This window comes from Sulfitobacter aestuarii, from assembly GCF_042685005.1.
Classification (GTDB): Bacteria; Pseudomonadota; Alphaproteobacteria; order Rhodobacterales; family Rhodobacteraceae; genus Sulfitobacter; species Sulfitobacter aestuarii.
The window spans coordinates 1-26,755 of sequence record NZ_JBHUMP010000027.1 but is presented as its reverse complement, the minus strand read 5'-3'; the positions used below and the strand labels follow the sequence as shown (position 1 = coordinate 26,755).

Genomic DNA, 26,755 nt, shown 5'->3' with positions numbered 1-26,755 from the left:
GCAGGCGGGCTGTCTCGAGGAGATCGCCTATCATCAGGGCTGGATCAGCGCCGCGGATCTGGAGGCGCGGGCGCGGACGTTCGCCAAGAACGATTACGGAAGTTACCTGAAGCGACTTCTGACATAGCCTGATCAAACTTATGCTACGAGAAGCATATGTCGCCAAGGCTGCTTGCAAAGAAACCGGCGCCGCGGCTCCATAAACCCCAAGCTCTCAATGGCATGATCTAAGAACTACCGCCATACGCGGACTACGCCGAATGATTAAGTTCGGCTGAAACCTATCTGACCACTTTCCCGGCAACTACAAGCGCTTGTTCCAGCAGCCGTCTCATTGCCGGGCGGGTTTTGAAGCCAGCGTGTGCTGTGAGCGTCACATTCGGCAGCTCGCAAAGGGCATGCTGGGCGCCTAATGGTTCGTGATCGAAGACGTCGAGCGCCGCATGGCCCAAGGTTCCCTCCGTCAGGTGATGAACCAGCACATCCGTATCAATCAGCCCGGCACGGGCGGTATTAACCACTATAGCATCCCTTGGCAGCAATTTCAGGCGCGCGTTATCGAGAAACTTCGTCGTATAATCGTTCAGCCTCAGGTGAAGGGAGATCACGTCCGATCTGCTCAACAAGTCGTCGATCTCGGCCAGTTCGATATGAGGTGAAGGCTCGACACCGCTCCGGTTCCAACCCAGAACAGAGAAGCCGACGTTGTCAGCAAGCCGCGCAAATTGGCGTCCAATCCCTCCGAGCCCGATCACCCCTACCGTCATCTCAGAAAACTCGCGTCCCTCCAACGGCTCCCAATGACCGGCGCGTACGTCGCGATCCATCAGGACTACATGACGAATGGCCGATAGCGTCAGCGCCAAAGTGTGTTCGGCTACAGCAGTGTCGCCATAATTCGTTATCACCTCTACAGAGATACCCAGATCCCGTGCTGCTTCCATATCGATATAGGAGGCTGCACCGGTTCCAAGGAATATGATCGTCTTCAGGGACGGTGCAGATCTGAGCAAATCCGCATCGATGTAGGTATGGCCGTTCAAGATGACGTCCGCGTCTTCGAGCAGCTTGAACAGCGTTGCACGGTCAGGGTCGCCCCGATGTACCGCAATCGGCAGGCTCGGTGAGATTTCTTCCATCAGAGACGCGATCTGATCGGAAGCGTCGATAAGCCGGATACATGCCTGAGACACGTTCATTACTCCAACGGATTGATGACACGGTGCAGGAAGTCCTGCGTGCGTTCATGCCTGGGGTTGCGCAACAATTCCTTGGGCGGCCCCTCCTCGACAATGCCGCCGGATTCCAGGAACAGCACCCGGTCAGCAACTTCCCGGGCGAAACCCATTTCGTGCGTTACGACAACCATGGTCATGCCTTCATTGGCCAGGTCACGCATCACGGTCAGCACCTCGCCCACCAGTTCCGGATCCAGCGCGGAGGTCGGCTCATCGAACAGAATGGCGCTGGGTCGCATTGCCAGCGCCCGTGCAATCGCAACTCGCTGCTGCTGCCCGCCTGAGAGGTTCTCCGGGAATGCATCCAGCTTGTTGGCGAGGCCGACCTTTTCCAGAAGCTCTACCGCCATCGCTTCCGCAGCTGCCTTCTTCTCCCCTTTTACCTGGATTGGGCCTTCGGTCACATTGGCGAGGACCGAGCGATGCGGGAACAGGTTGAAACGCTGAAACACCATCGAGACCTGGGTGCGAATGCCGACGATGCTTTTATCCGACGGGTCGACTTTCCTGCCATCAAAGGTGATCGTGCCGCTGTCATAGGTCTCCAACCCGTTGATACAACGCAGGATGGTCGACTTGCCCGAGCCTGACGGGCCGATGATGCAGACCACCTCGCCTTGCTTGACCTCGAAACTAACCCCTTTGATGACCTCGACCGCGCCAAAGGATTTGTGGATATCGTCAACCTTTATCATGACTTAGCGTACCTTTTTTCAAGATGTCGGGTGAGATAGGTGAGCGGCAGGGCCATCGCCAGATAGATCATCGCGACCAGGGTGAACACGGTCATGTTGTCGAATGTCGATGCTGCGACGAGCTGCCCCTGGCGGGTCAGTTCGGCCACCGTGATCGTTGAAACCAGGGATGAATCCTTGAGCAACATGATCGATGTGTTTCCGAAGGGCGGGAGAACGATGCGTATGGCTTGTGGCAGAATGACGCGACGCATGATCAAGCCATCTGTCATGCCGATGGAATGAGCCGCTTCGATCTGACCTTTGTCGATTGCTTCTATGCCGGCGCGGAAATTCTCGGCCTGATACGCAGAATAGGCTAGGCCAAGGCCGATGATCCCGGCCTGCAAAGCCGTCAGGTTGATACCGAGCTCAGGCAGCACGAAATAGATGTAGAACAATTGCACGATGATCGGGATGCCCCGAATGATCGTGATGAAACTGCGGCTGATTATCTTGAGAATACGTGACTTGGACCAGAACATGATCGCCCAGACCAGGCCAAGCAGGGTGCTAAGAACCATCGCTCCTATCGTCGTCACCAACGTCAGGACCACCCCTTCCATCAGCAGTGGCAAATATTGAGCGGATCTACCCAGAAAATCATCCATCACAGTCTTCTCCGTGTTGGGCAGGTAACATATTACCTGCCCAGTTCGCTGTTAAACGCCCCACTTGGCGACGATTTCGTCCAGTTCGCCGCTTTCGCGGATCTGCTTCAAACCTTCATTGATCTTGTCGAGAAGTTCCGTGTCCTCCTGGCGCACGGCGATGGCGACATCACCGGGAATGAGAGGTTCATATTCTTCGACGAGGCGAACTTTGGAGGCTCCCTTGGACAACTGGTAGGCGACGATAGGGTAGTCCCCGAAACCTGCGTCGATGCGCCCGAGTGACACATCCCGCATGATGTCTGCGATGCTGTCGTAGATTTTGACTTCCTTGAAATTGCCGCCGTCTTTCAGTGGCTCGATGTAGGAGGTGCCCACCTGGACGCCGACCGTCATCCCATCCATGTCCGTGACAGACGTGTAAGTCCCTTCGTTGTCGGACTTGACGAACAGACCTTCACCATAGGAGTAGACCTTGTCGCTGAAGGCGACGACTTCGGCCCGCTCTTGCGTCGCATACATCGCAGCTGCAATAATATCGATCTTGTTGCTGGTCAGCGACGGGATCAGGGCCGACCACTGAGTGGCTTCCACTTTAGCGGTGAACCCGGCTTTCTCGGCGATGGCATCGATGATGTCGACCATGATCCCGTCGATCTTGTTGGTTTCGACATTCAGGAAGGTGAAGGGAACACCTGTCGGGGTTGAGCCCACCTTGTATTCTTCAGCACCCGCGCCCTGCGCAAAGGCAGCGGTCACCCCGAGCGCCAGCGTGAGGCTGCGTACACCTTTGAATATTGCGTTGAAGTTCATTTTTCTTCCTCCCGTTTCTGATCATCCGTCAATGTCTCGAAGTCGATTTTATCTCTATTGAAATTTTTTCGACATTGTTTCACTCTGAGCGAAGGCTGGGGAGGTTGTCAATCACGTGGCAGATAAAGAAACGCATGGGGAGCCAGACACTTCGCACGGGCAACCTTCGATGCCCGACAGGCAGCTGGGTCAACGGCTGCGGGACCGCCGCAAGGTTCGTAAGATGTCGCTCAAGGACGTGGCGGAAAAGGCGAACGTATCCGTGGGAATGATTAGCCAGGTAGAGCGGGGCATTTCAATGCCCTCGGTGCGCCTGCTCAGTTCGATCTGCACTGCGCTGGAAATGCCTGTCTCATGGCTCTTTGAAGGGTCGGACGAGCGCCTCGATCAGCTTGTCGTGCGCAAACGTCAGAGACGGACACTCGATCTTGGAAGCAAGGGCATGATCAAGGAGTTGATGACACCCGATTGCTGCTCCGACATCCAGATGATGAGGCTGCTTATCCGCCCGGGTGGATCTAGCGGGGATCAACCCTACCGGCACGAGACTGGCGCGAAGTGCGGGACGGTCCTGTCCGGGGTCCTGGCCCTCGAGGTCAATGGCGTGGTGCACCAGATCACACCGGGCGATTCATTCGCATTTGATGCCCGAGAGCTGATCCGCTTCTGGGCGGTCGGTGATGTCGAAGCGGATGTGATCTGGGTGGTGACCCCTGCGGTCTATTAAGAATATGAGGTTTTCAGATGATACAGAATGAATTGCCGAGCATCGCCAAGTCCGTTTGGTCAGCCACCTCTCACGAGCCGCCAGAATGCCCCCCGTTTACCGGCAATCAGGAGACCGATGTCGCGATCATCGGCGGAGGGTTCACCGGACTGACGGCAGCACTACATCTGGCCAAGTCTGGCGTCTGCGTTACCCTTCTCGAGGCGGAAACGCCAGGTTGGGGCGCATCCGGCCGGAATGGCGGTCAATTGAACCCGGGGCTCAAGGAAGATCCGGACAAGGTCGAACAGCATTTCGGACCGGCCTATGGCAAGCGCGCGGTCGAGACATCAGGCAAGGCTGTAGATCTGGTGGCAAGTCTCATCGCCGAGCATGAAATCGATTGCAGTTTCTCCCGACCGGGCTGGATCCAACCTATACATGACATGAGCGCGTGGAGCACGGTCGCACGACGCGTTGCGCAATGGCAAAGGCGTGAGGCGCCTCTGCGCATGTTGTCCGAGACCGAAACGGCGGACCTGCTGGGGACAGGCGCTTATAAAGGCGCCATGCTGGACGAGCGCGGGGGACAGCTGCACCCCCTCAATTACGCAATCGGTCTCGCCAAGGCTGCGATCAAACATGGTGCCAAGCTGCACGCTCATAGCCGTGTGCTGGGTATCGAAAAGCAGGGCGCCAGCCAGGTTCTCCGTCTCAACACCGGCCAGCTCAGAGCGCGTCGGGTACTGATCTGTACAAACGGCTATACTGATCAAGTTGCGCCCCAGCACAGACGTACCGTGGTTCCGATCCGGTCGATCCAGATTGCCACAGACCCCCTCACCGATAATCTGCGCCGATCGATCCTTCCCCACGGCCATTCTGCATCGGACAGTCGACGGCTTCTGTTATATTTCCGCCTGGATGCCGATGGCCGTTTCTTGATGGGAGGCAGGGGCGATTACAGCGAAAGCGGGCTGAAACGACAGTTCGCCGCGCTGCACAAGGTTACCAGGCAAATCTATCCTCAACTGGAAGACACCCCGTTCACCTACCATTGGGGCGGTTACGTGGCGATGACCGCAGATCACTATCCCCATCTTGCAAGCGCCGGAGATGGCGTCATGTCGGCAATGGGCTATAACGGACGAGGTGTGGCGATGGCCACGGCGCTTGGCAAGGTATTGGCAGATTGGGCTTCTGGTGTAAGAGAGGAAGACCTCGATTTCCCGGTCAGCAAGCTACAGCCGATCCCGTTCCACTTCATGCGCAGACCAGCGGTGGCAGCGACAATCGCCTGGTCACGGCTGCGTGATACATGGGGGTAACCCCCGTTTGGCGCGCCCGGTGTCGGGGCGATCATCGCACTGTCGGTTGTATCCGCTTTCGACAATCCCTTCCGTTTCCGGCAATCGTCGAGTGCGGCTGTCTGGCTCGGGTCGACCTATCGGCGCTACGAACCCGGCGAGATCAGCAGAAACGGGCGGGTCTTGAAACGCGGCGACGGGTTCACCCGAAAATGCGTGTGCGAGGCGGCGAACGCGATCTTCTGCCGGAAGCTCGGCGGGCCTCGCCTGCGAACCTGGGCAAAGGCCATCCCGGAACGCGCAGGGCCGTGGTCGGCCAAGGTTGCGCAGGCCCGGAAACTAGCAGTCTTCCTTCGCGCGATGGGACGGATGAACACTTCCTACGAGCAGGCGCCTATGACCTGATCGGAAAACAAGTCCTGTCGCTGTTCGGCAGCACGACCGAATGCGTCCTGTCGGAACGCGCGGCGAGAGTGAGATCGTTGCGTGGACTGCGGCAATGAGCGCGCATACCACTTGGACCACCCGACCCTGAAGGCAAATATGCGGCCCCACAGGGTGACCGCGGAGGGAACTTCAGAGCCCGGCACCTAAGGCGACGCGAGGGATCAGAACTTGACGAAGGCAATTGCATAACCTTGTCGACGGACCTGACCTCCTTACCCGGCAGCCCTCTCGACAGGGAAAAGATCTCTGACGGTCAGACCGCGCTTTTCAAGGGACGCGAAAAATGCGCGAATCCTGGGGCGTTCGACCTGCAATTCTGCCGCAGAGAGGCTGGCGATGCGGTGGGCCTCCGCACGGTAATGGTCCCGTGCCAGTGCTCCGACTACCGCATCCTTCCGTCGCCTCTCGATCGCAATTCTCTTTCGTTGCGCCAGGCGGTGCTTTCGCTCGGCCTCAATTTCACCCTGCTGCTTTGCAAGTGTAAGCTCGAGGCGGCGCCGGTAATTTGGCAGGGGCAGCGGCCAGGGCACATGACCTTCAAGGGGGGCCGTCTACCGAGGTGTGTTCTTCCGAGAGCAGCGGTCGGACACCCCGCGCGCGCCAGGATCGCAACCATCACCTTGCGCGACATGTCGGTCATCAGCAGCCAGTCGCGGTTTGTGGTAAACCCTGTTGACCTTCGGCCCGGGGCTTCACCCATTCAGGGCTGAACCGATCCACTGGCTCAATTCCTATCGCCCTTCACCCCAGAGCGGACCGTCGATGCCAAGGCCGACGAACCAGCGAAACGGCAGCCTGTTAAGTCTAGCTCTGGCAGATCAATAAATGTCAGGTCGCGGGCGAAGCGCCGATAATGATGTAATCAAAGCGCCGCGTCATGGGTAATCTTTCCGTTGCAGATGGACAACGTGCCGCGCGCGGCGTGTTTTCCCACGCCAGATCGCCGAGATTCCCGTGCAACAGCGGTTCAGCGCATGGCTCCGGATCGCATCGGCAAGAGTCGGGCGCGCAGCGGAACGGTAGGAGAGCCGGTGCCACTGCTTCGCGATGCTGTGCCAAAAGCTCCAGCAACAAACAGCGAAAATTGACCAGATGATTGGAAAGAATATAATCAAACAATAAACAATCCGGTCAGGGTGGCTAACTCAATCTCCGTGTTAGAAGCCAATGCAAAAGGTGGCAGTGAACGCTGCCGTTCAGCCATAAAGATAAACTACCAGAAATCCGACAGCAATTGTCCAAAGCAGCGCCATAGATAGGGCAAACGCCCACCGGCTCAAACGTGTAGCACGCTCATCATGCGCCTTTTTTCCGTCATATTCCGGGACCATAGACTAATTGTAATCCGATTTTTCCCGAGAGCAATCATCCCAATGACGAAAAAATTACTAATTGCAGGTTTTTATGTCTGCGCAGCGAGATAACCCACCACTTGCTGGGCTGCAATCGCCCAAAGAACCAGCATGACCACCACGTAGAACCAGAACGACCAGCGCCGCCAGCTGCCCGCGCGATCGTCAATCTTATTACCCTCTGGAATATCCCGGCTCATTTGGACCACCCTCCCTGGAATTCCGGGTTGCGTCGAGCACCCTCGGGAACATCGTCCCTGGATGCAACTTAACATGGTATCGGAAATCAATCCAAGAAACGTTCGGGGGGCGAATCTGAGTGGCTGACCTGCTGGCATCTACTCCCGCACCGCCGGTAATCTCCGGTGACATGTCTGAGCCCCTGCTTCGGCCCCAGTTCGCTCCGCGGAGTGGTGTCCTGACGTTACCCTGGTCCACCCGAGCTTCCCCCATGACCACCGAGCGAACATTTGCGGCACGGATCAATTGCGGGGTTGAACACTAAGGTCAAGCTCTGGGTCTCCTGACGCGAACCGCAACATATCAGCCCCTACTCGTCGGTGGCTACGTTCGAGAGGCTGCATTTCCCCAGCGTAGCGGGAGCTCACAAAACCTGGCGAGAAAAAGACCCGCCGATGAAGGTCGACGGGCCAAGTTCAGCAGGGAGCGAGAGAGATGGGTGTCACTCTCAGAAACTCTACTCTTGGCAGAGAACCCGGTTCCCTGTCGAGGAGCAGGCGGCAAACGTCAGCGGGTTTCTGCACGGAACATTGGCATAGCCCCACAATTTTCGCCTGGTGGCAGCGAATCGAGATCCTCCCGGCCTGGATCGTCTCGTTCGAACCACCGGGTTGCCTCGGTCTGGGCATGGTCGGTGTTGTTGGGCGAGGCCATCGTGATCGGGGCTCCGGCCTCCTCATAACATAATAGGGCGCGGCGAATTCTTCGAGCCAGGAGATATGACCAGGCTACTTATTTCAATCCGTTCAATGAGCGCCAGCTTATTGCGAAATTTGTGAAGACAGATCCTGAAGTACGAAAATTCGGTGCATCTAACGAAGCGCTACCTCGTGTGTGCCACGCTCCGGGTGTGCCACGCACGCGCGATGAAAAATCAAATGCTTTCCGCAAGTCCAAAGCAGAAAGCCCTTTCTCGACATCTTCGTGCATCCGAATCGACTGTCAGCAAACAGATCTGACTGCAGGTCCGAGCCACCTTCCCCCCGGCCCCGGTTCGCAGAAAACCTTCGCTGCGTCCGAGAATTTCGATGCCTTGATCTCATTGCGCTTCTCTACCAGCCTGGAGATCGTAGCGGAAAACGCCAGCTTCAGGCCCGGTTTTCGCGGATCAGATCATTGGGATTGGGCATGCCGGTTTGCCGTCCGACGCAGGCGCGCCGGGCGCGGCGCCTGCGGATTGCTCACGCGCTCGGCGCGCTTGCTGCGCATGCCAAGATCGACCTCGTCAGTCATTTCAAAGACGGCTGGCGCGCCCGGACCGGCGTCAGATCTCATGCATCCCAGCCCGCGCAGATATCGTGCTGCGGATCGGTCAGGTCACCGCAGCGCCAGGCACATCCGACGCCAGACCACCGGTGCGGGGGGTCCGCGCGCACACAAGGGCAATCAGCGGATCGCCATGGACCCTCACCTCTTTGATCCGGCGCATGCCCGCCCTGCTGACCGCGGTGCCGAGAAGTATTTTCCTGTGTCTTCCGGCTCATTCATGTTTTCGCGCGCGAGCGGGGTGGCGGTAGCCGCTACCCCCTATGAAGACGGATCACAGGAGCGCGAGCAGATTGCGCGCGGCCTCTTCCGATGAGGCCGGGTTCTGCCCTGTCACCAGCTTGCCATCGGTGAGCACGAAGGAGGCCCAATCGTCGCCCTTTCTATAGTCGCCGCCATTGGTTTTAAGCATATCCTCAACCAGGAATGGGACGACGTCGGTGAGGCCAACACCTTCCTCTTCGGTGTTGGTGAAGCCGGTCACGGTCTTGCCCGACACCAGCGGCTTCCCATCCGGGCCCTTGGTGTGCTTGAACACGGCCGGGGCGTGGCAAACCGCCCCGATCGGGCGGTTGCTTGCGGCGAAGGTCTCGATCAGCGCGATGCTGTCGCGGTCTTCGGCCAGATCCCACAGCGGGCCATGCCCGCCTGGAAAGAAAATCGCGTCATAGCGCTCGGCCGAGATGGTGGAGAGAGCCTCGGTATTGGCAAGGTCCTTCTGAGCTGCATCGTCGCTTTTGAACCGCCTGGTTGCATCGGTCTGGGCATCGTCGCTGTCGCTGGACGGGTCCAGTGGCGGCTGTCCCCCCTGGGGCGAGGCCAGCGTGACCTCGGCGCCTGCGTCCTTGAACACATAATATGGCGCGGCGAATTCCTCGAGCCAGAAGCCCGTCTTGTTGCCGGTGTCGCCCAGCTTGTCATGTGACGTCAGAACCATGAGTATTTTCATCGGGTCGTTTCCTTTTCGTTTGGCGTTCAGTCGCTCAGCTTGACGACAGGTTTGCCAGAAGCCTCGCCCTTAAGCAGACCAACGAAAGCCGCGGGGAGCCTGTTCCCCCCCATGGCTCACTTCTTCGCGAAACCGGATTTTCCCCTGCCCCCCATGCGGCCATCTGCTCGGCGAACTCGGGAGCGAGATGGCCGAAATTATCGAAGACAATGAAGCCGCGCATGTCCACCCTCCTGTTCAGCATCGTCCGATTGACAGTCTCATCCTGTCGGGCCCGTCAGGCAGAGAGGTTGCGTTGTATCGCGAGATCATCCCGCAGACCGCGATGCGCGCCGAGGTGTTGGGCAAAGGCATCACCGCATCGAAACCCGCGCCGCCGACATTCTCGAATTGGGTATCGATGCCTGCCGGAACCGCGGCTTCGCGCACCTTTGCAAAGCCGTCGGCTCGGTAATCGATGCACTCATCGCAGCCGAGGCTGTCCACAAAGCGGCGTCATTTCTCGGGACCGCCCGCGATGCCAACGACGCGCAGGCCCAGGATTTCGCTGATCTGCCCGACCGTGGCCCCCACCGGCCCGCTGGCTGCCGCGACCACAAGGGTCATGCCTTCCCCAAGGCTGCCCGATCCGGGTCAGACAGGCCCCCGGGGGGCGGTCAGGAACGGCAAGCAGATAACGACACGCGCCCAGGCTGGGTTCTCGGGGGATTTTCCCCATGTTGATCGCGGCGATCCCGTCGGACAGGGCATATTCCTGCCACCCGGCAAGGCAACGACCCAGTCGTCCTTCTTGAAACTATCAGGTTTCGATAAGAGGACCTGCGCCACGGCGCCGCCGACCATCCCTTCGCCGATTTCGACCGGGGCGGCGTAAGAAGACGCGCCGCTCATTCGCCCGCATATAGGGCGCGCTCATAGAGATCGAGGGACAGGTATTCGTTGCGCGGCAGCATCTCGCCAGGACCGGAACATTCCCGTGCGAGCATGCGGAGGCCAGGATCGGCAGCGACTTATCCGTCTTGCGCGATTGCATTTTGAGATACCCCATATAGTATTAAGTTAGAATCAGTACACAAAATGTGCTTACGTCACTTTTATCTGTGGGGCGCCGCGACATCGACAGGGTGCCTCTCCCATGCGAGGAATGCTTCAATGACCGGTTTGATGCCTCTTCATGCCGATGCCGGGACAGAATCCCCCTCTGAGCCGAACATACGATTGGCAAGCCGTGACAGGCCTATCCGGGAGCCGAGCATCGTTTTGACCCTACGCCCCTATCGTCGGCCGGGGGCCGCTCCAGATTTCCGGCTTGCCGGGGAAAGGTATGTCTCATGACCATGCAACCACGTGAACTGGCTGTTTCGGACGTCCCGCTATGGGCCCTGCGCTACAAGTTGACCCTTCAGCAAGCGTACTTCGTCGACGCCTATCTCGAGGATTTTGACGCGGTCAAGGCCTTCCGCGCCGCAGGTTTTGCGGGGCGGGACGCACAGGGTCTTGCCACCAAGCTGCTTTGTCAGCGCAAGATCCAGGCTGCCTTGAAGCACCGGCATGAAGATCTGCGTTGCCGGGCCGAGGAGCTCAAAGCTTCGTTACTGGCTTGGATGAACGCCGTGCTTCGCGCCGACCTCCGCGATCTGTTCGACGCAGAACAGGTAAAACCTGTTTCGGAATGGCCGCTTATCTGGCGGACCGGGGCGGTGGGATCAGTAACCGTCCGTCGCAGTCGAGACGGGAAAAGGGGCATCGGGTTTCAGCTCGACATGACCAACAGGTTCAAGATCCTGAAGCTGATGACGCGCCACATTGGCATGTCAGGGGCGCGCATCAAGCGCAATGAGGACAGGAAAATCCTCGCGCATGCCCGCGCGGCGCAGCGGCGCGCAGACCGGATGCCACCGCGGGCGTTCTGACCCGGAGTCTCGTGCCGTTGTTGTGGATTCCCGGCGGAACGTCCGGTCTCCCAGGCGTTCTGTTCTTCATGTTCCAGATTGCGGGCGGGCATGTTGACCGATTTCCCGCCACCGGCGTGCAGGATCGCGGTATCCAAGCCTTTGCGCAACAGATCCCGCGCCGCCCCCGCTCGCATGGGGTGGCCAATGAAGCTGCGCGGCAGCAGCGCCCAGCTCGCCGCAAGACATTGAACATCTTTTCAGGCGTCCTCCACCTCATCGGTGGTGTCTTCCAAGACCGACACGGGACAGGAGAGTGCCCAGGTGACACCCTTGGGCTCGTAGCTAAGGCTGACCTCTCCTGACATTGCCGAAGCGGTCATTCTTTCAAGAACAACGGTGCCAAAACCTCTGCGTTCGGGTGCGGCAACCGGCGGCCCATCCCTCTCCTGCCAGGACATGTGGAACCTGCCCTCCTCCACCGACCATGAAATTTCAACCCGGCCGGCCTCATTGCTCAGACTTCCGTATTTTGCCGCGTTCGTCGCCAGTTCATGTATGGCCATCCCGAGGGCCTGAGCCGCGGCAGGAGGTAGCATGACGGCCAGGCCGGACAGATGAACACGTTGCATGACGTTCTCGAAATGGTTCAATTGCCCCTTCACCAGATCGGTCAGGGCGATGCGCTGCCATTCGTTATGCACCAGGATATCCTGGTTTGCCGCGAGCGCCTGCAAGCGCTCGTTGAACGTCGCAACAAAGTGATCCGACGAATGCCTTGCCGTCTGGCGGGCGATGACTTGCACAACGGCGAGGAGGTTCTTGCTCCGGTGGTTGACCTCGTGCATCAGGAGGTGGCGCACTGCCTCGGATCGCTTGCGCTCTGTGATGTCCTGAACCACCTTGATGAGATAGGCGATGCTGCCGTCAGCATGGCGCACGCAGCTTACTGTCGTATGCCCCCAGACGATCTGACCATTCCTGTGAAGGTAGCGCTTCTCCTGCGCATAATCATCAACCCCGTCGGCCGTAAGCCGCGTCCATGCCGCTTCTATCATTGCGCGATCATCGGGGTGCGTGAACTCATCAATCCTGCGCCCTTCCATTTCACCGACGTCGCGCCCCAGCATCCGTCGGAAACATTCGTTCACGAGCAAGAGCTTTCCCTCACCGCTCACGATACTGATACCGACGCCAGCGTTCTTGAACGTGGCCTTGAAGCGCCGTTCGGCCGCCTCAATGGCGCTGGTGCGTTCGGCAACACGCGCTTCCAAATCGTCGTTGAGGCGCGCCAGATCGGAATACGCCTGGCGTCGCTGCCGGGTAATCGCCGCCACGATCAGTCCAGTAGTCGCAGCAACAAGAATCAACGCTTTGAGTTCGCTGTGAGCCGCAGCAATATCGGATGCTGAAAGCGGCAGTGTTTCGAACGTCTGTCCGTGGATGGCTATTGCGAAGGTCAGCAGCAGGACAGCAGAGGTGGCGCCGCGAAATTCGAAGCGCAGTGCTGCCCAGACGATCGGCAAAGGCAACAGGAACGCATAGTTGGCGTCGGCCGACAGGACCCATAGGCTCAGCGCCGACAGAAGGATCGCGATGGCGGCGCCCTCCAGGATCTGCGCGACCGTCGGCCAGAGTTTTTCTCGCCAAGTATCGACGAGCGTTAAAACCAGCGGTGTCGCGATCAAGATTCCAGTAGCATCCCCCAGCCACCAAACGGGCCACGTCGTAGTGAACGCATTCTTACCAACGATTGCGTCGATTGCGCTTCCCAAGGTCGCGCTGATGGCCGGAGCGACCAGCACGCCGAGAGCCAGAAACGCTAGTACCTGGCCCAGGCTGGCAAAGCGGCGGATCGGGGCGCGCAGGAGGAGCTCAAGCAGGAGCGCGGCAGTTATTACTCCCGCGGCATTCGCGGCAACATAGCCAATGGCCCAGATCAGCGCGTTTTGGAACCAGATGACGTTTCCCGTCAACTCGCCTAGCGCAGCGAGCCCGATCCACCATGGCCAGCTTTGCCGTGGCTGCATAAGCAGCATGGCGAGCAGAATACCATTTGGCGGCCATATCGTAATTGGAATGTCCGGAATTACCGTCATCCAGCGGCCGAAAGCCAGAGCGAACATATATGCGCCGAAAAAAACGATCAGCTGCGCGCCGTCAGGCCGCCGGTATGAGGCCATCCATTCCGTATCCGCACCATCCTCTTGCCGCGACCGCTTGCCAACAGCGTAGGCATCGGGCGTTACGCGGTCTGACTTTTCCAATTCATGGCCTCCCCCCATGCGCCCTCCCTCGTCACATTATCCCACGTTCATTTCCCTCAGCAAGATAATGAGAATGGAGCAAGTTTGACCGCCAGAAACCTGCTACGCGTCTGCAGTGGTCTCGCCCCCATAGACCTGCCAGGGGAGGGCATGTCACCGGGAGAGGTGCAGCCCGGGTTAGCGCCCTCGTTGGTGTTCGCGCCCATCACGAGGCTGTAGGACGGCCTCGAGGCGAGCGCATGCGCAGCAAGACGGGAAGAAGCTGGACGTATCACCTGACCGACGCCGGTGCCGCGTTTCTGCCCCTTGTCAGCGCGCTCGGGGCATGGGGGCAAAGGTGGATCCGGCGGGAGCTCACGAAGAATGCGCTCGATTTGGGAACGCTGATCTGGGGGTTGGCATATTCCGTCGACCCGACGGCGTTCGGACCCGATCGCCACGTGCCGCGCCTGAGCGGTTTCGATCAGCCCGAGCACAAGCGGCATGACTGGTTCCTATGTGAAGCGGGAAGGCTCGACCATTGCATTTCCGATCCCGGCGGGGAGACCGATCTGTTCCTGATTGGCCCACTCAAGGCCCTGATCCGCGCCTACCGCGGGGATGTCGCGCTGGAGACGGCGATCGCCGAGGGGCAGCGCGAGGTCGACGGATCGCCGAGGCACATCCGGCGTCTTGGCCGCTGATTCAACTTCGACACCATGGCGAAGACACCCGCAGCCAAGAACGGCCGGGCCCGGCCGGACGGGGTGTCGCCGTCTCCAAAACAAAGGAAATCCGAAACTGCGAGGCCATGACGCGACGGCAAAGCCCATGCAGCGCATCACAAGCCATCTTGGCAAGAGGTCGACCGGCTCGCGCCGCTCGCGCACTGTTTAACCAACGTTTCCTATTGGATTGTGATCGCCGGGTTCGTCGATACTGGCCTGGACGAACGCCTTGCTTCTCGCTGACCTCCGCGACCTGTTCGGCGGAGGGAGGTAAGACCTGTTTCGGAATGGCCGCTGATAGGCGGGCCGGGGCGACGCGACGAGCTACTTCCGTCGCAGTCGCGATGGAACAAGAAGCATCGGGGTTCGGTTCGAAATGATCAACAGGCTCAAAGTCCTGAAGCTGATGATGCGCCACAACGGCATGTCGGGCTCGCGCACCTAGCGCAATGAGGACAGGAAGATCCTCGCACAGGCCCGCGCGGCGCAGCGCGCAAACCGGATGTCGCCGCAGGCGTTCTGACCCGGCGTCCTGCGCTATTGGTCCTGCGCCATTGTCCGTGCATTCCGAAGCGGAACATCAGGTCTCCCAGACGTTCTGCTCGGCATATTCCAGATAGCGGGCGAGCACGTTGACCGATTTCCAGCCACCGGCCCGCATGATCGCCGCGGTATCGAAGCCTCTGCGCAACAGGTCCTGCGCGGCGCCGACGCGCATCGAATGGCCACTGAAACTGCGCACCTCCTCGGCAGGATAACCGGCCTGTTTGGCCGTGGTCTTGATGATCGTCTTTACGGTGGTATCGCTCAGGCTGCGATCCTGCGGATGCGCCTGGTAAATCGGGCAAAACAGCCATGCGGTACAGGCGCCGCGCCAGGCCTGCCAATCCAGCACGCGGCGCGCCGTATCGATTGATGTAAAGGCGACCCTGCCCTTGCCCTCCCGGTCCGCCTTGCTGCGGCGGATCAACACCCGCAGGGTGCCGTCGTCCCGCAACACCAGATCGTCGTCGCGCAGCGCCACCAGTTCTGATCTGCGGGTCATCAGCTCATAGCCCAGAGATAGCATCGCCGTATTGCGCAACCCCCAGGGCGATTTGGGCTGAACGGCCAGAAAGCGCCGCAGATGCGCGGCCGTCAATCCCCGGGCCTGGCGCGGCCGCACCGGTTTCGCGCGCCGAACCCGCCGGAAGGCAAGATTGATCGCCTCGTCCTGCGTCGGATCCGCGAGGCCCATCAACCGGTGAATCTTGCGGATCGCATAAAGGCGCCGTCTCACTGTGGAGGGCGCCATATGCTCGCCCTGGGCTTCCAGAAAAGCACAGACCTGCGAGACCTCTGCCGGGAAAGGGTTCCGCTGCGCTGCCGCGCACCAGTCGACATAGGCTTGCACATCGCAATGATATGCGCGCATCGTGGAGTCGGAATATGCCCTTTCGAGAGCTCTGAATGCGTCACGCCAATCTGCCATACCTTCCTCCAACCCCTACGCCTCCATTATGATAAAAAATATATCATAACTGTTGCCATGTCAATCACCGGTCAACAGATTCGAACCGCGCGGGCGGCGCTCAGCTGGTCGGTCAGGGATCTGGCCGATGCCACGGGCATCGGTACCGCAACGATCGTGCGCTATGAGATGGCCGAGACGCGCGTGCCGAAATCCCGCAAGAACAATCTCGAGATCCTGCGCACCTGTTTTGAAGCCGCGGGGATCGAGTTCGTCGGGACCCCGGATGACGCGCCGGGGCTGCGGTTTCATCCAGCTGAGGGCTGATGCCGGGCATCTCGCCGTCTCTGGCCCGGTTGCAGTCTCGCTTCCAATTTCCGGTCTCGAGATTCTTCGCCAGGCAGCTTGTCGCGCCTGTCGTCTATATGTAGTATCCAGAATCATACGATGCGCATGATGTGCCAGGATCAACCTCCGCCCGGCGTCTCGCCGCTGACCCCCATTCCTTGCAGGGAAGCATCAATGCAGGATTCTTCTTATCTGGTTTCAACATCATGCCGCGTTGCACCGCCGCGCGCCCCGCCGCGCGGTTCGCTCAAGACCCCTGCCGCACGGCCAGGGCCCTGTCCGAGACATTCCATCCCCATGCCAGGAGAAACCAGATGACCGCGATGCCGCAAAAGCCCCATGCCACGCAATCGAAACCCAGCCCCGTCGCCCTGGGCGGCAGCAAAGCCAGCTTGGATGAGATCGAGGCTGCGATGTATGACTACCTCCAGCCGCGCAGCGCGCTGGAACGACGGCGCGCCAGGGAAATCGCCGGTCTCGAGATCGAGCTGGAGCAGCATCGGCGCCTGCGCGATATCCGTCTCCTGTCCGAAACGCGCGATTTGGCGACGGGCTATCTTACCACCGGCCGTTTCGTGAGCACGGACGAAGCTGAGCAAGAGCATTCGCGCCTCGCGTCTGACCTCGTCGGAGACGATCCGACCTTGCAGGCCGAGGCGGCAGACAGGATCCGCGCTGCCGGCACCTCGCTGGATGAGCTTCTCGGGCGGGCCTATCAAAACCTGGCTGAAGGTCTGGCCCATCATGAGAAGCGCATCGAGAGGCTGGAAAAGCGCCGACGCGAGCTTATCGATGATTTCGAGGCGCTGTGCACCAAGGATGCGTGCAGATGGATGAGCCTGATCGGCGCCAACGGGACCCGGCCGCGTGGGCTGGCCCCTCCCGGAATGCCTACCGACACGGGTTGACCGCTGCTGTTCCGTCCGCAAACACGCTCCCTATCTACCGGGCCATCTTGAACAACCCTCAGCAATGCGCGGTGAGCTATGCAACGCATGAAGTCACCCGTTTGGGATGGGAACTTGCGGAATGTGAGGCGCAGGTGGCACGTACCCTCGCCGCTGAGCGTGAACATCTCTTCGGACCATCGAGACCCGGCAACAGCAGAGCCGGAAATCCGCGCGATGCGGACCTCGACTCCGAAACAATGCGCGACATCGTTTTGTCCGACACGGCCGATATCGCGGGCGCGGTCGCTGTTGCGAAAGAAGCCGCCTATTGGCGGAAAGCGAACCTCTTGCAACGCTATCGCCGGGAGGCCGAAAGGCGCCGACGCAAGGCCCAGTTCGCCTACTGCGCCGCCCTTGTCGCGGACGACCCCGACCCTCACGGCCACGCTTGACCTCCTGGTGACCGGGGTGGCCCTTCGGCAACTCGCCAAGGGGAGGCCGCTTTCGGATCGCCCAGGGTACGCTCTTTGACAGAACTGGGCATCTCTTCTCGAGGCACGCAGGTCTGCGCCCCGGGAAAACCGTCGATATTCGTTCCTGTCGGTGGGGAAAGCGACGTTTTCGCGATGCTATACCTGCGCTCGGTTGGCATGTCCGCAGCTTCCCCGCGCCCATTGCAGTAAAGCCTGGCATAACACAGGAGCACGTCATGGATTTGAGAAAAAAGCGCATCATTGTCACGGGTGGCAGTGATGGTATCGGACGGCATATTTGCCTGAAATTGGCCGCGACAGGCGCCAGCTTGGCCATTCTGGGCCGCAACGTCGACCGCCTGGACCGGGTCGAGGCTGAGTGCATAGCTGCCGGTGCCGCAGAAGCTATTGGCATCGCGTGTGATATCCAGAATCCCGAGGCGACCAGTTCAGCGGTAGAGAAAGTGACAAAAACCTTTGGCGGGTTGGACGTCTTGATCAACAACGCAGGCATCTGGCACAAAACCGGGCCGCTCGACACTATCCCGCCAGAGATGCTGCAGGCGACAGTTCAAACCAACCTGACCGGGCTGATGCAGATCACCCAAGCCGCACTTCCGGCACTGCGCGCCAATGACGAAAGCATCATTTTGAATGTCGTCTCCAAATCCGGTGTTGTCGCGCAGGCGGGGCAATCGGTCTACACGGCCACGAAATACGGGGTGCGCGGCTTTACCGAAGTACTTAAAGCGGACGAGGAAAGCTCAGGCGTTCGTGTCGGCGGCATTTATCAGTCAGGCACCAACACGGACATGTTCGCGAAAGCGGGAGAAGAAGTGCCAAATCACATTTTTACCGAACCCGATGACCTGGCGGATGTGGTGGTCTTTGTGCTTTCGCGGCCTCCCAAGTTGTGGATCCACGATATCCGGATCGAACTGTGATCATGTGCCGCGCCGGATCGACACATGCCTCAATGCATATGGTGTAGGCAGCATCGGCCATTGCGGAACTGGACCCGAATTCCGGCGCCACCGCGGCAAGAACATCGAGGCGCATAAACTGGCGCACCCTTTCCCCTGTACCAAGCTGCGTTTGCAGCCAGCCCGTCATTAATGCGCGGTAACATCGGCGCTTTCCCGAGTCATGACGAAATAAATCGCATTCCCGCAACGCCCGGCCGCACGAAGCTCGGCATCGCTGACCTTGGCGACCCGCCCGGCGAAGGAGACGATATCGTCGGAGCGTTTCGCCGGTCCATCGCGTAGATGGTCACCGGACGAATGCTGGAACCATTTCAAGGCTGCAGGATATGTCTCAGGTTAAGGGCTCGATGCGCCAGTCGCACCACGCTGCCCCGCGGCGAGAGATGTGAGGGTGCGGAAGACAAGAGCGATGATGGGAAACCGAACGGCATAGCGCCCCCCCTTGCTGTCAGGATGCAGGTGCCAGCATAGCACGAAATGGCTGCCATTGGATCGCTTGAGCAAGACTTGTCGCAATCCAGAGCGCAGACTGACGCACCGAGTTTTTCGTGTTGCACCACGAAACACAAAGGGCTGGGTCACATTCAACCCTTTGCAATTCCTGGCATGGTAAGGACGCCTGCTGACAGGCGGAGCGCCGGAGGAGCCGTTCATCCTGGCCGCGGCAGGGGCCATCTGCAGTTCGAGATGGTAAGGCAGAGATCATATCGAGACATTCTGCGATCTCAGTTCAGCGCTTTCCGAATGGCTTGCAACGCGTCGCTGCAAGCCATCGCCTTATGTCCGGCTACAGCATGCTTTCCATGTCCGCCCCGTCGGCCCTTCCTGATTTCGGCGGCCGATCAGCAATCATCGCCTCGGTTGTGACGAGTAGACCGGCGACAGAGGCTGCGTATTGAAGCGCAATGCGCACAACTTTCGTGGGATCGATGACTCCTGCTTTCAGCATGTCGCCGTAGCTGTCCGCCTGTGCATCGTAGCCAAACGACTTGCTGGAGTTCTCGACGATCTTTCCGGCAACGACCGAACCATCAACGCCCGCATTCTCGGCGATCTGACGCAGCGGTGCCTGGAGCGCCTTGCGGATGATGGCAATGCCCGCCGTCTGGTCTGCATTGTCGCCTGTAAGATCCACCAGCACCTTGCCGGCATGGACCAAGGCAACGCCACCGCCGGGAACAACGCCTTCCTGAACGGCCGCGCGGGTTGCGTTCAAGGCGTCATCGACGCGGTCCTTGCGTTCTTTCACCTCGATTTCGGTTGCACCGCCGACTCTTATAACCGCGACCCCGCCTGCGAGTTTCGCGCGGCGTTCCTGCAGCTTTTCCTTGTCATAATCCGACGTGGTGTCTTCGATCTGAGCCTGAATCTGAGACACGCGCGCGGCGATGGCTGCCTTGTCGCCCGCCCCGTCGATCACCGTCGTTGCATCTTTTGTGATGATTATCTTCTTGGCGAGACCCAGCATGTCCAGGGTGACATTCTCGAGCTTGATGCCGAGTTCTTCGGAGATCACCTGGCCGCCCGTAAGAATGGCGAGGTCTTCCAACATCGCCTTGCGGCGATCTCCGAAGCCGGGCGCCTTGACGCCGACAACCTTGAGGCCGCCTCGAAGCTTGTTGACTACGAGCGTCGCAAGTGCCTCGCCGTCAATATCTTCGGCGACAACCAGGAGCTGCTTGTCGGCCTGCATGACAGCTTCGAGCAAGGGCACTATCGGCGCCAGCGAGGACAGCTTCTTCTCGTGCAGCAGGATGACGCAATCTTTCAGGCTTGCCGTCATTTTCTCGGGTTCAGTGACGAAATAAGGACTGAGATAGCCACGGTCGAACTGCATACCTTCGACGACTTCGGTTTCGGTCTCGAGGCCCTTGTTTTCCTCGACGGTGATAACGCCTTCATTTCCGACCTTGGCCATCGCATCCGCGATCTGCCGGCCGATGGCAGTCTCGCCATTGGCCGATATCGTACCGACCTTGGCGATCTCATCCGTATCCCTTACAGGACGTGACATCTGCTTGACCTCGGCAACAACGGCCTCGACGGCCCTGTCGATGCCGCGCTTGAGGTCCATCGGGTTCATACCCGCAGCCACCGACTTCAAGCCTTCCTTGATGATCGCTTGTGCGAGAACAGTCGCCGTGGTGGTGCCGTCACCAGCCTCGTCACTGGTGCGCGACGCGACATCCTTCACCATCTGTACACCCATATTCTCAAAAGGGTCGGACAGGGTGATCTCTCTTGCGACGGTCACACCGTCCTTGGTGATGCGCGGCGCGCCCCAGGATTTGTCCAGGACAACGTTGCGACCCTTGGGGCCTAGCGTGACCTTGACGGCGTTGGCGAGTGTATTGATGCCCTTGAGCATGCGGTCACGGGACTCCGTGCCAAATTTGACGTCTTTTGCGGTCATGTCGGTATTCCTAAAAAATTGAGCTGAGGACAGAGGTGGTCAGGCGATGATGCCAGGAATGTCGCGCTCCTTCATGATCATCAGGTCTTCGCCGTCGATCTTGATCTCGTTGCCGGGCCATTTACCAACGAGGATCCTGTCGTCCATCTCGACGTCCCTGTCGCTCCGAGCACGGCCGTCGTCCCGAGCGCCCACCCCGACAGCCAGAATTTCGTCATCCGCGGGCTTTTCCTTCGCGCTATCGGGAATGATCAGGTCACCATTCGGCTTCTCGTTGCCCCTGATGCGAAGGACCGGAACGCGGGCGCGTAGAGGCGTAGACACGATGGCATTGCTCCTTCTGTAGAGTGCCGATGGCTGTGGCCAGTATTCAGGTGCAAGGGCATTGGCCACTTTCCGGTGCCTTTGCAGGAGCACGTGCAGCTTGCACGTGCTCCATTCAGTCTTGGGCCGAACATTGTCGCGGTGTTTGATCACCGCAGCGGCAAGCCAGAGCTACTTCAGCTTCTTGCCGCCGATCTCCAGTGCAGGCTTGCCTGCAAGGGAATTGGCTGTGGCAGAAACCTTGGGCTTATCCTGCTTCGGTTTCTTGGCTTCCTTGTTGCCGCGTTTGCCGTGTTTATCGTTTTTCATTGTCGTGCCTTTCAGGGTTGGTTGGGGTGATGCCGCACGGGGCGACAGCGTCAGTTCTGGAATTTCGGCCCCGGCGGGCCGCGGACGTTATCCGGCACCGCTGACAAATTCGCGCATCTGCGACATCTCGCCTTGCCCGAGAGAGGTGGTGGTGGTCACACGCTTCTTGAATGTCACGGTATGGTCCTGGCGCGGCACAATTGGCCCCGAGTTGAAGGCGGGTGGAGCAACAACCGCTCCACTCCGAAAAATTCAATGGGCATTGTGGCCTGCCCAATGGTCGTAGAACTCGAAAAGAGCGCTCAGCACGAACACAGAACCAAACACCTGAGCGTTCCAGACAGCCACGGAGCTTTCGTTGAGACCAAGCGCCAGTGGAACTGCGATCATCGACGAACCCAAAGCCAGACCGGCGCTCGCTTGCATCAGGTCTTGCCGGGGGTGGTCCAAACATGCCACCCAAAGCGCCACCAGACCACCGAACATCAGAACCCCGGTTCCAGCTACCTGCGCATTCATCAGCGATTTTTCACCGCCGAGAAGCAGGAAGGGTGAGACGATCAGCCAGAGGCCCGAGGATGCGAAGACCCATCTGAACTTGCTATGTTTGTACATGGCACAATCTCCAAGACCGGGGGTTACGCATCCGTTTCGATATCCGGGATCATCTCGGTTTCAACCGCGATCATCATTTCCTCATCATCCACAAAGCCATCGGCATTGGTGTCGATTTCCAGAAACAGATCTTCGGAGAGTTCGGGAAAGACCGTTTGAAGCTCAACGAGGGATGCTTTTCCGTCCCCGTCAGTATCGATCTGCGCGCTCATGGCATGAGCCGAGAAGGCTACGAAGGTCGCGAGAAGAGCACCAATGGCGACTCTACTCATTTCTCTCTCCATTAGAGATCTGGCGATCCAAAGTGCTTCGCCTATTGCAGAAATGGCCCTGAGCGATACGCATTACAAGATGCCGAACAAAAGATAGAAGATTTATAAAACAATCGCCTAGAGGCGATACAACGTCGCATATGTCGGTGCCAACAATGTCCCCGAAAACGGCATCGGTATGCTTGCGTATGGCTGCAAGGATTGACGTCACAAGTTCGGGCAACGAGGCGCCGACAGCAACAGGTGTCAAGCCGATCACCGTCTCGAAAATGCTAAAGGACGAAGCACGCATACGGGTATGCGTCCGGTCAGACTGGCGTTGACTTACTCGGGCTGCCAATTCCGCGGCATGAGGTCGTCGAGGCGGTTCATTTTATGATCCGCGACGCGGGCGAGAACCTAACGGAGCGAGGCTTCAGGATCGACACTGTTCATGCGGCAGGTCTCAACAAGCGTGTAGGCGATTGCAGCGGCATCACCGCCGCCCTTTGATCCCATGAACAGATAATTTTTGCGCCCGAGCGTCACCGGTCTGATTGATCGCTCGCAGATATTGTTGTCCAGCTCCAGCTTACCGTTTTCGAGATACGCACGGGCCTTGGGCATGCGCCCGAGCGCATAGCGAATAGCTGCTGCCAAGGTTGATTTACCGGAAAACTTCGGCAATTGAAGCGAGAGCCACGCCTCGAGGTCATCGAAGACTGGCTTCGCCTTTGCCTGTCGCAGGGCAACGCGTTCTTCAGCAGGTTTGTAGCGCGCCTCTTTTTCCACAGCATAAAGGGCAGCGATCCGCTTGATCGTCTCCTCGGCGATGGCAGACCCCTCGTTTTCATAGATGCGGATCGGGCAATCTCAGCAGATAGGAAGGATGCAGGGTGATCAGCACCGGCTCCCCTCCCCTGCCCGTCTCGACATGGCCGCGCCGCGACAGCACAGCGGCACGCGACCCCGTGAGGCTCTCCACCGCGATCGCGCCCATCGCCAGCACCAGCTTCGGCTTCACCTCCGCCAGCTCCACGTCGAGCGTGTTGGTCTACCTTACCCTACGAAAAATTTTTCGTAGGGTAAAAATCTATCCTACATTACCCTACAAAAAAAATGGGGGTGTCCGCATTTTGTGTTGGTCGGCTGTTCGGATTTCCAGACGCTGAGGCCAATATGCTCCGCTCATTTTGTTGGAACTTTTTTGGAGGCGAGTTCGGATTCAAACAGTCTGCGCAGCGCATATTGGCGATGGCGTTTCGAGCGGCGGCTCGTATTCCATCTCTCAAAAGCAAATAGCAGGCGGAGATTCAGGATTTTCCGAGAAAAATCAGTTCTTTGTTGTGCTCACAACATATCTATTGCATTCTCCGCCCTGACCACACTTTGGTTTTGCAGCGAGGGTTTCGACGAGATGAAGGGTTTGCAGATCGCAGCGATACTGGCCGTGCTGGGTGCTCCGGCGATGGCAGAACGCGCAAATGGCGGCTACGTGGGCTGCATCACGGAGGATGCGCTCGACGAATTCATCACTGCCGCGGTCAACGACGATAACCGGCAGATGCAGGCGCTTCTAGGCGTGAGTTGCATGCCGATCGGTGGCCTCGAATATTCCATGGTCGACCGCGGATTCATGACGAGCGAGATTCGCGTCTATACTGGGCAAGGGTCGGTGCGTCTCTTCACGCCCTCCGAGGCTGTGCGATGATGGCGGGTCGCCTCTGCACAGCGCTACTGGCATTCTGTCTTGCGGGCGCGGCTCAGGCCGACCAGCGGGCGCGGGCGAGCGAACTGCTGGAGATGTGGCAACCGCAAAGTGTGGCCATCGAGGATGGCGTGTTGAAAGTGGTTCTGCCACAAGACAGGATCAGCGAAGAGATCTACTTTGCGGTGCTGACGGCAGGCCTGTGTCTCGGCTTCGCAATGGAAAAGCCTCTAAACGGATTGTCGGGGGTTGAGGTGCTAAACCGGCATGTGCGGCAGGGCTACGTTTTCGAACGCGGCCTGGAGGACTGCGATGCCTGGAATGAGCGCCCGGCGGGATCACCGATGACTCGCCTCGAGATCTTGGGCGCGACCCACCTTTACTGATAACGACGAAGAAAGGTGGCCCCAAATTTGGGTTCCCCAACAATAGGGCCACTCAAAGGACAAAACAGAAGCTCTCAACGGGCTGTCCTATTCCCTTGTGAAGGTAGGCTATGACGCCTTAATGATGCCGGCCGGCGACACTCCCGCCAGGCGCACCTCAAGCCACCGGATGTAGCCATTGAGGTTCTTGGTGGCCGGTCCGCAGAAGGGCTTGATGAACCTGTCGTAGCGAGCGTGGAGCGAGTTCACGGTCTGGATATGATAGCAGCCTGCGGCGACACGTGTGCCAGGCTTGCTGCCGACCACGAAGTGCTCCAGGCCGCGCGCCGCCGCGAGATCCTTGTAGCCATTGCCACCATCTGAGCAGAGCACGGCATCGCCCGGCACGAGGGGGTTCATGGCGCGCTCCACGGTGGCGCTCTTGCGGTTCGGCAGTCGCTGGAAGAGGCGAGAACCACCGCGATCAGCAACAGTGAGAATGGGGAGCTGCCACCGCGAGAGGCCGCGCATCATCTTCAGCCCTTGCGTCGTGAAGTCCTCCCACCGTGGGCGCGGTGGCTTTGGAGTATTCTTCGGATCGATGAAATGCCGGACCCATTCGCGCGATCCCTTCCGGGACTCCCGTTGGTAGGTCTCATCCGCCTCGATGATCCCCGAGAAGGTTGCCGCCACGCTGCTGTTACCTATGATCGAGAACACGAGCATCCGCCAGCGCCAGATCGTGTATTTATTGAGGTCGAGCTGCTTGGCCAGCTTGCGCACCGACTGAGGCGGGGAGCTGCCCAGCATATCCCTCAGCGCCTCCATGAACAGGTCGGGGCGATGGATGCGGCCGATGGCGCTTCCGGTTCGTCCTGAATAGGTCTTTTCGCAACCGGAGCATCGGTAGCGCTGGACCCTGGTCGGAGTGCGGCCCCACTTCTGGCGTCGTTCATCGCCGCAGAAGGGGCACTTGTGTTCTTGGTTTGTCCGCGCTTCGATCTCGGAGAGCGCCTCCGTCTTTCGCCGGAGATCACGGATCTTCGTCTGGGCGTCCTCGATCTGGGCCGGGTTCAGGTCGTCGAGAGCATCGAGAAGACGGCGAAAGTCGTGGTGTAGCAAGGGCATTCTCCGCAGCAAAAGCGGAGTAAGATAGGCCCTTTCGGGTTAAGGCGAAGCAAACCAACACGGTTTGCGGACACCCCCAAAAAAATTCCGTAGGATAAGCTTAATGATCAGATATCACAGTCACATCGGCACTGCCGCTTTTAGGTGATAGGGAAGAAGCGATACTGGTATGATCAGTATCGGATCGGGACCGATGTCGTCGATCGCTATATTGGCAAAGACAGCAAGGATCTTCGTGATCGGCTCGATCGTCTGAAAGAGCTGGCCTTGAAGCGCAAGGAGAATGAACGGGATAGGTCTCGCCTCATGCGGGTGCTTAGAGCAGAAGGATACCTGATGGCCGACGCGCAGACCGGGCAGGTGGTGTCGGCCATGGAGCGAGCGGGTGTCTTCCGGCTCGGTGGCACCCTGGTCGAGACACAGGCATTTCGACTCTACGGGGGCGAACTCGGGTTCCGGATCGGGTTTGGCAGCTCGGCAGTTACCGACGATATCGATTTAGCGAGTTTCGAGCGGCTGTCGATTGCCCTGGAGGATGCCGTAGAGGAGCCGCTGTCGAAGGTCTTCTCTCAGTTGAAATTCGCTCCAGTGCCCTCGCGCGAGAAGAACAAGATCTGGCGGTGGCAGCAGACTGATCGGACCACGTTGATTGAGTTCCTCACGCCGTCCTTCGAGGAAAACGAGGGAATTCGAGACCTTCCTGCTCTCGGCGTCAGCGCGCAAAGCCTGCACCACCTCAATTTCCTGATCGCCGACCCTATCCAGGCGCCGCTCCTCTACCGCTCTGGAGCGCTTGTACAGATCCCGAGGCCGGAACGCTTTGCCGTTCACAAGCTGATCGTCGCCGATCGGCGCAGGAGCGATCCGAGCAGATTGAAGGCCCGGAAGGACCGTAAGCGGTCGCGGGATAGCACTGTCGGTTCAGCTTGACGTCCTGAAGTTCCACGGCAGCAGATCGTCGATGCG

Annotated in this window: 30 protein-coding genes and 2 pseudogenes; 13 read left to right on the top strand and 19 right to left on the bottom strand. The window is 59.1% G+C overall.

Features of this window, described 5'->3' with window-relative positions:
- Window positions 1-281: 281 nt before the first annotated feature.
- From ACFSUD_RS18185 to ACFSUD_RS18170, 4 genes are read right to left on the bottom strand one after another with little or no spacing between them, the layout of a single operon-like run.
- Window positions 282-1,139 (bottom strand): 2-hydroxyacid dehydrogenase, encoded by an 858-nt coding sequence (locus ACFSUD_RS18185; RefSeq protein WP_386375927.1) that lies wholly within the window; start codon window positions 1,137-1,139, stop codon window positions 282-284.
- A 59-nt stretch (window positions 1,140-1,198) separates the two neighbouring features.
- A complete protein-coding gene (locus ACFSUD_RS18180; protein WP_386375926.1) occupies window positions 1,199-1,933 on the bottom strand; it encodes an amino acid ABC transporter ATP-binding protein in 735 nt (244 codons plus the stop codon).
- On the bottom strand, window positions 1,930-2,583 hold the full coding sequence (locus ACFSUD_RS18175; RefSeq protein ID WP_386375925.1) for an amino acid ABC transporter permease: 654 nt from the start codon (window positions 2,581-2,583) through the stop codon (window positions 1,930-1,932). Before ACFSUD_RS18175 ends, ACFSUD_RS18180 begins: the two co-directional genes overlap by 4 nt.
- A 51-nt stretch (window positions 2,584-2,634) precedes the next feature.
- On the bottom strand, window positions 2,635-3,396 hold the full coding sequence (locus ACFSUD_RS18170; RefSeq protein ID WP_386375924.1) for an ABC transporter substrate-binding protein: 762 nt from the start codon (window positions 3,394-3,396) through the stop codon (window positions 2,635-2,637).
- Between the two features lie 169 nt (window positions 3,397-3,565).
- On the opposite strand from ACFSUD_RS18170, the gene ACFSUD_RS18165 reads away from it, so the two are divergent.
- From ACFSUD_RS18165 to ACFSUD_RS18155, 3 genes and pseudogenes are all read left to right on the top strand, one after another.
- Complete coding sequence (locus ACFSUD_RS18165; protein WP_386375930.1) at window positions 3,566-4,123, top strand: helix-turn-helix domain-containing protein; 558 nt, start codon at window positions 3,566-3,568, stop codon at window positions 4,121-4,123.
- 17 nt (window positions 4,124-4,140) lie between these two features.
- A complete protein-coding gene (locus ACFSUD_RS18160; protein WP_386375923.1) occupies window positions 4,141-5,430 on the top strand; it encodes an NAD(P)/FAD-dependent oxidoreductase in 1,290 nt (429 codons plus the stop codon).
- Window positions 5,431-5,457: 27 nt separating this feature from the next.
- Window positions 5,458-5,814: pseudogene (locus tag ACFSUD_RS18155) on the top strand (transposase); the annotation flags it as partial.
- 870 nt (window positions 5,815-6,684) lie between these two features.
- On the opposite strand, the gene ACFSUD_RS18150 reads toward ACFSUD_RS18155, so the two are convergent.
- From ACFSUD_RS18150 to ACFSUD_RS18140, 3 genes are all read right to left on the bottom strand, one after another.
- Window positions 6,685-6,975: a hypothetical protein gene (locus tag ACFSUD_RS18150; RefSeq protein ID WP_386375922.1), complete on the bottom strand. Its 291-nt coding sequence runs from the start codon at window positions 6,973-6,975 to the stop codon at window positions 6,685-6,687.
- 283 nt (window positions 6,976-7,258) lie between these two features.
- The gene (locus tag ACFSUD_RS18145) at window positions 7,259-7,408 is read right to left on the bottom strand and encodes a hypothetical protein (protein WP_386375921.1); all 150 of its coding nucleotides are present in this window, start codon (window positions 7,406-7,408) and stop codon (window positions 7,259-7,261) included.
- Between the two features lie 1,580 nt (window positions 7,409-8,988).
- Window positions 8,989-9,663, bottom strand: coding sequence for a type 1 glutamine amidotransferase domain-containing protein (locus ACFSUD_RS18140; RefSeq protein ID WP_386375920.1), 675 nt, complete (start codon window positions 9,661-9,663; stop codon window positions 8,989-8,991).
- 187 nt (window positions 9,664-9,850) lie between these two features.
- Here ACFSUD_RS18140 and ACFSUD_RS18135 point away from each other — a divergent pair, with 187 nt between their 5' ends.
- On the top strand, window positions 9,851-10,117 hold the full coding sequence (locus tag ACFSUD_RS18135; RefSeq protein WP_386375919.1) for a hypothetical protein: 267 nt from the start codon (window positions 9,851-9,853) through the stop codon (window positions 10,115-10,117).
- A 179-nt stretch (window positions 10,118-10,296) separates the two neighbouring features.
- Here the strand turns inward: ACFSUD_RS18135 and ACFSUD_RS18130 are convergent, their stop codons facing one another.
- The gene (locus ACFSUD_RS18130) at window positions 10,297-10,506 is read right to left on the bottom strand and encodes a hypothetical protein (RefSeq protein WP_386375929.1); all 210 of its coding nucleotides are present in this window, start codon (window positions 10,504-10,506) and stop codon (window positions 10,297-10,299) included.
- Window positions 10,507-10,994: 488 nt separating this feature from the next.
- On the opposite strand from ACFSUD_RS18130, the gene ACFSUD_RS18125 reads away from it, so the two are divergent.
- On the top strand, window positions 10,995-11,576 hold the full coding sequence (locus ACFSUD_RS18125; RefSeq protein ID WP_386375918.1) for a terminase small subunit: 582 nt from the start codon (window positions 10,995-10,997) through the stop codon (window positions 11,574-11,576).
- Between the two features lie 239 nt (window positions 11,577-11,815).
- On the opposite strand, the gene ACFSUD_RS18120 is transcribed toward ACFSUD_RS18125, so the two are convergent.
- Window positions 11,816-13,822: an MASE1 domain-containing protein gene (locus tag ACFSUD_RS18120; protein ID WP_386375917.1), complete on the bottom strand. Its 2,007-nt coding sequence runs from the start codon at window positions 13,820-13,822 to the stop codon at window positions 11,816-11,818.
- A 239-nt stretch (window positions 13,823-14,061) separates the two neighbouring features.
- Here ACFSUD_RS18120 and ACFSUD_RS18115 point away from each other — a divergent pair, with 239 nt between their 5' ends.
- Window positions 14,062-14,505: a hypothetical protein gene (locus ACFSUD_RS18115; RefSeq protein WP_386375916.1), complete on the top strand. Its 444-nt coding sequence runs from the start codon at window positions 14,062-14,064 to the stop codon at window positions 14,503-14,505.
- Between the two features lie 604 nt (window positions 14,506-15,109).
- On the opposite strand, the gene ACFSUD_RS18110 is transcribed toward ACFSUD_RS18115, so the two are convergent.
- Window positions 15,110-16,000, bottom strand: a complete 891-nt coding sequence (locus tag ACFSUD_RS18110) for a tyrosine-type recombinase/integrase (protein ID WP_386375915.1) — start codon at window positions 15,998-16,000, stop codon at window positions 15,110-15,112.
- Between the two features lie 57 nt (window positions 16,001-16,057).
- Here ACFSUD_RS18110 and ACFSUD_RS18105 point away from each other — a divergent pair, with 57 nt between their 5' ends.
- The 4 genes from ACFSUD_RS18105 to ACFSUD_RS18090 all read left to right on the top strand — a co-directional run bounded on the left by ACFSUD_RS18105 (window position 16,058) and on the right by ACFSUD_RS18090 (window position 18,634).
- Window positions 16,058-16,306 (top strand): helix-turn-helix domain-containing protein, encoded by a 249-nt coding sequence (locus tag ACFSUD_RS18105; protein WP_386375914.1) that lies wholly within the window; start codon window positions 16,058-16,060, stop codon window positions 16,304-16,306.
- A 335-nt stretch (window positions 16,307-16,641) separates the two neighbouring features.
- Window positions 16,642-17,235 carry a hypothetical protein gene (locus ACFSUD_RS18100; RefSeq protein WP_386375913.1) on the top strand — a complete coding sequence of 198 codons (594 nt, stop codon included), beginning with the start codon at window positions 16,642-16,644 and terminating at the stop codon, window positions 17,233-17,235.
- Between the two features lie 71 nt (window positions 17,236-17,306).
- Entirely contained in the window at window positions 17,307-17,669 is a 363-nt protein-coding gene (locus ACFSUD_RS18095; protein WP_386375912.1) for a hypothetical protein, read from the top strand.
- A gap of 257 nt (window positions 17,670-17,926) precedes the next feature.
- On the top strand, window positions 17,927-18,634 hold the full coding sequence (locus ACFSUD_RS18090; RefSeq protein ID WP_386375911.1) for an SDR family oxidoreductase: 708 nt from the start codon (window positions 17,927-17,929) through the stop codon (window positions 18,632-18,634).
- Between the two features lie 829 nt (window positions 18,635-19,463).
- On the opposite strand, the gene groL is transcribed toward ACFSUD_RS18090, so the two are convergent.
- The 8 genes and pseudogenes from groL to ACFSUD_RS18050 form a co-directional block, all read right to left on the bottom strand.
- A complete protein-coding gene (gene groL / locus ACFSUD_RS18085; protein WP_386375910.1) occupies window positions 19,464-21,089 on the bottom strand; it encodes a chaperonin GroEL in 1,626 nt (541 codons plus the stop codon).
- 39 nt (window positions 21,090-21,128) lie between these two features.
- The gene (locus ACFSUD_RS18080; RefSeq protein ID WP_386375928.1) at window positions 21,129-21,416 is read right to left on the bottom strand and encodes a co-chaperone GroES; all 288 of its coding nucleotides are present in this window, start codon (window positions 21,414-21,416) and stop codon (window positions 21,129-21,131) included.
- 168 nt (window positions 21,417-21,584) lie between these two features.
- On the bottom strand, window positions 21,585-21,722 hold the full coding sequence (locus ACFSUD_RS18075; protein ID WP_386375909.1) for a hypothetical protein: 138 nt from the start codon (window positions 21,720-21,722) through the stop codon (window positions 21,585-21,587).
- Window positions 21,723-21,974: 252 nt separating this feature from the next.
- Entirely contained in the window at window positions 21,975-22,337 is a 363-nt protein-coding gene (locus ACFSUD_RS18070; protein WP_386375908.1) for an SPW repeat domain-containing protein, read from the bottom strand.
- 23 nt (window positions 22,338-22,360) lie between these two features.
- Window positions 22,361-22,609, bottom strand: a complete 249-nt coding sequence (locus tag ACFSUD_RS18065; protein WP_386375907.1) for a hypothetical protein — start codon at window positions 22,607-22,609, stop codon at window positions 22,361-22,363.
- Window positions 22,602-22,901, bottom strand: coding sequence for a hypothetical protein (locus ACFSUD_RS18060; protein WP_386375906.1), 300 nt, complete (start codon window positions 22,899-22,901; stop codon window positions 22,602-22,604). Before ACFSUD_RS18060 ends, ACFSUD_RS18065 begins: the two co-directional genes overlap by 8 nt.
- A gap of 32 nt (window positions 22,902-22,933) precedes the next feature.
- Window positions 22,934-23,440: pseudogene (locus tag ACFSUD_RS18055) on the bottom strand (IS66 family transposase); the annotation flags it as partial.
- The gene (locus ACFSUD_RS18050; RefSeq protein ID WP_386375905.1) at window positions 23,439-23,627 is read right to left on the bottom strand and encodes a uracil-DNA glycosylase family protein; all 189 of its coding nucleotides are present in this window, start codon (window positions 23,625-23,627) and stop codon (window positions 23,439-23,441) included. The gene ACFSUD_RS18050 and the pseudogene ACFSUD_RS18055, both read right to left, overlap by 2 nt.
- A gap of 378 nt (window positions 23,628-24,005) precedes the next feature.
- Between ACFSUD_RS18050 and ACFSUD_RS18045 the strand changes: the two genes are divergently transcribed.
- Together ACFSUD_RS18045 and ACFSUD_RS18040 are read left to right on the top strand one after the other, a co-directional pair.
- Complete coding sequence (locus ACFSUD_RS18045; protein WP_386375904.1) at window positions 24,006-24,299, top strand: hypothetical protein; 294 nt, start codon at window positions 24,006-24,008, stop codon at window positions 24,297-24,299.
- Window positions 24,296-24,682 carry a hypothetical protein gene (locus ACFSUD_RS18040; RefSeq protein WP_386375903.1) on the top strand — a complete coding sequence of 129 codons (387 nt, stop codon included), beginning with the start codon at window positions 24,296-24,298 and terminating at the stop codon, window positions 24,680-24,682. The genes ACFSUD_RS18045 and ACFSUD_RS18040 overlap by 4 nt, the downstream gene beginning before the upstream one ends.
- Before the next feature lie 108 nt (window positions 24,683-24,790).
- Here ACFSUD_RS18040 and ACFSUD_RS18035 read toward each other — a convergent pair whose 3' ends face one another.
- On the bottom strand, window positions 24,791-25,783 hold the full coding sequence (locus ACFSUD_RS18035) for an IS1595 family transposase (protein ID WP_386375902.1): 993 nt from the start codon (window positions 25,781-25,783) through the stop codon (window positions 24,791-24,793).
- 342 nt (window positions 25,784-26,125) lie between these two features.
- On the opposite strand from ACFSUD_RS18035, the gene ACFSUD_RS18030 reads away from it, so the two are divergent.
- Window positions 26,126-26,719, top strand: a complete 594-nt coding sequence (locus ACFSUD_RS18030; protein ID WP_386375901.1) for a GSU2403 family nucleotidyltransferase fold protein — start codon at window positions 26,126-26,128, stop codon at window positions 26,717-26,719.
- Window positions 26,720-26,755 lie beyond the last annotated feature (36 nt).

Bases quoted from the DNA above. Each gene is read 5' to 3' on its own strand.
- ACFSUD_RS18185 (WP_386375927.1), bottom strand. From the start codon at position 1,139: ATGGAAGAAATCTCACCGAGCCTGCCGATTGCGGTACATCGGGGCGAC.
- ACFSUD_RS18180 (WP_386375926.1), bottom strand. From the start codon at position 1,933: ATGATAAAGGTTGACGATATCCACAAATCCTTTGGCGCGGTCGAGGTC.
- ACFSUD_RS18175 (WP_386375925.1), bottom strand. From the start codon at position 2,583: ATGGATGATTTTCTGGGTAGATCCGCTCAATATTTGCCACTGCTGATG.
- ACFSUD_RS18170 (WP_386375924.1), bottom strand. From the start codon at position 3,396: ATGAACTTCAACGCAATATTCAAAGGTGTACGCAGCCTCACGCTGGCG.
- ACFSUD_RS18165 (WP_386375930.1), top strand. From the start codon at position 3,566: ATGCCCGACAGGCAGCTGGGTCAACGGCTGCGGGACCGCCGCAAGGTT.
- ACFSUD_RS18160 (WP_386375923.1), top strand. From the start codon at position 4,141: ATGATACAGAATGAATTGCCGAGCATCGCCAAGTCCGTTTGGTCAGCC.
- ACFSUD_RS18145 (WP_386375921.1), bottom strand. From the start codon at position 7,408: ATGAGCCGGGATATTCCAGAGGGTAATAAGATTGACGATCGCGCGGGC.
- ACFSUD_RS18140 (WP_386375920.1), bottom strand. From the start codon at position 9,663: ATGAAAATACTCATGGTTCTGACGTCACATGACAAGCTGGGCGACACC.
- ACFSUD_RS18135 (WP_386375919.1), top strand. From the start codon at position 9,851: ATGGCCGAAATTATCGAAGACAATGAAGCCGCGCATGTCCACCCTCCT.
- ACFSUD_RS18130 (WP_386375929.1), bottom strand. From the start codon at position 10,506: ATGGTCGGCGGCGCCGTGGCGCAGGTCCTCTTATCGAAACCTGATAGT.
- ACFSUD_RS18125 (WP_386375918.1), top strand. From the start codon at position 10,995: ATGACCATGCAACCACGTGAACTGGCTGTTTCGGACGTCCCGCTATGG.
- ACFSUD_RS18115 (WP_386375916.1), top strand. From the start codon at position 14,062: ATGCGCAGCAAGACGGGAAGAAGCTGGACGTATCACCTGACCGACGCC.
- ACFSUD_RS18110 (WP_386375915.1), bottom strand. From the start codon at position 16,000: ATGGCAGATTGGCGTGACGCATTCAGAGCTCTCGAAAGGGCATATTCC.
- ACFSUD_RS18105 (WP_386375914.1), top strand. From the start codon at position 16,058: ATGTCAATCACCGGTCAACAGATTCGAACCGCGCGGGCGGCGCTCAGC.
- ACFSUD_RS18100 (WP_386375913.1), top strand. From the start codon at position 16,642: ATGACCGCGATGCCGCAAAAGCCCCATGCCACGCAATCGAAACCCAGC.
- ACFSUD_RS18090 (WP_386375911.1), top strand. From the start codon at position 17,927: ATGGATTTGAGAAAAAAGCGCATCATTGTCACGGGTGGCAGTGATGGT.
- groL (WP_386375910.1), bottom strand. From the start codon at position 21,089: ATGACCGCAAAAGACGTCAAATTTGGCACGGAGTCCCGTGACCGCATG.
- ACFSUD_RS18075 (WP_386375909.1), bottom strand. From the start codon at position 21,722: ATGAAAAACGATAAACACGGCAAACGCGGCAACAAGGAAGCCAAGAAA.
- ACFSUD_RS18070 (WP_386375908.1), bottom strand. From the start codon at position 22,337: ATGTACAAACATAGCAAGTTCAGATGGGTCTTCGCATCCTCGGGCCTC.
- ACFSUD_RS18065 (WP_386375907.1), bottom strand. From the start codon at position 22,609: ATGAGTAGAGTCGCCATTGGTGCTCTTCTCGCGACCTTCGTAGCCTTC.
- ACFSUD_RS18060 (WP_386375906.1), bottom strand. From the start codon at position 22,901: ATGCGTGCTTCGTCCTTTAGCATTTTCGAGACGGTGATCGGCTTGACA.
- ACFSUD_RS18045 (WP_386375904.1), top strand. From the start codon at position 24,006: ATGAAGGGTTTGCAGATCGCAGCGATACTGGCCGTGCTGGGTGCTCCG.
- ACFSUD_RS18040 (WP_386375903.1), top strand. From the start codon at position 24,296: ATGATGGCGGGTCGCCTCTGCACAGCGCTACTGGCATTCTGTCTTGCG.
- ACFSUD_RS18030 (WP_386375901.1), top strand. From the start codon at position 26,126: ATGGCCGACGCGCAGACCGGGCAGGTGGTGTCGGCCATGGAGCGAGCG.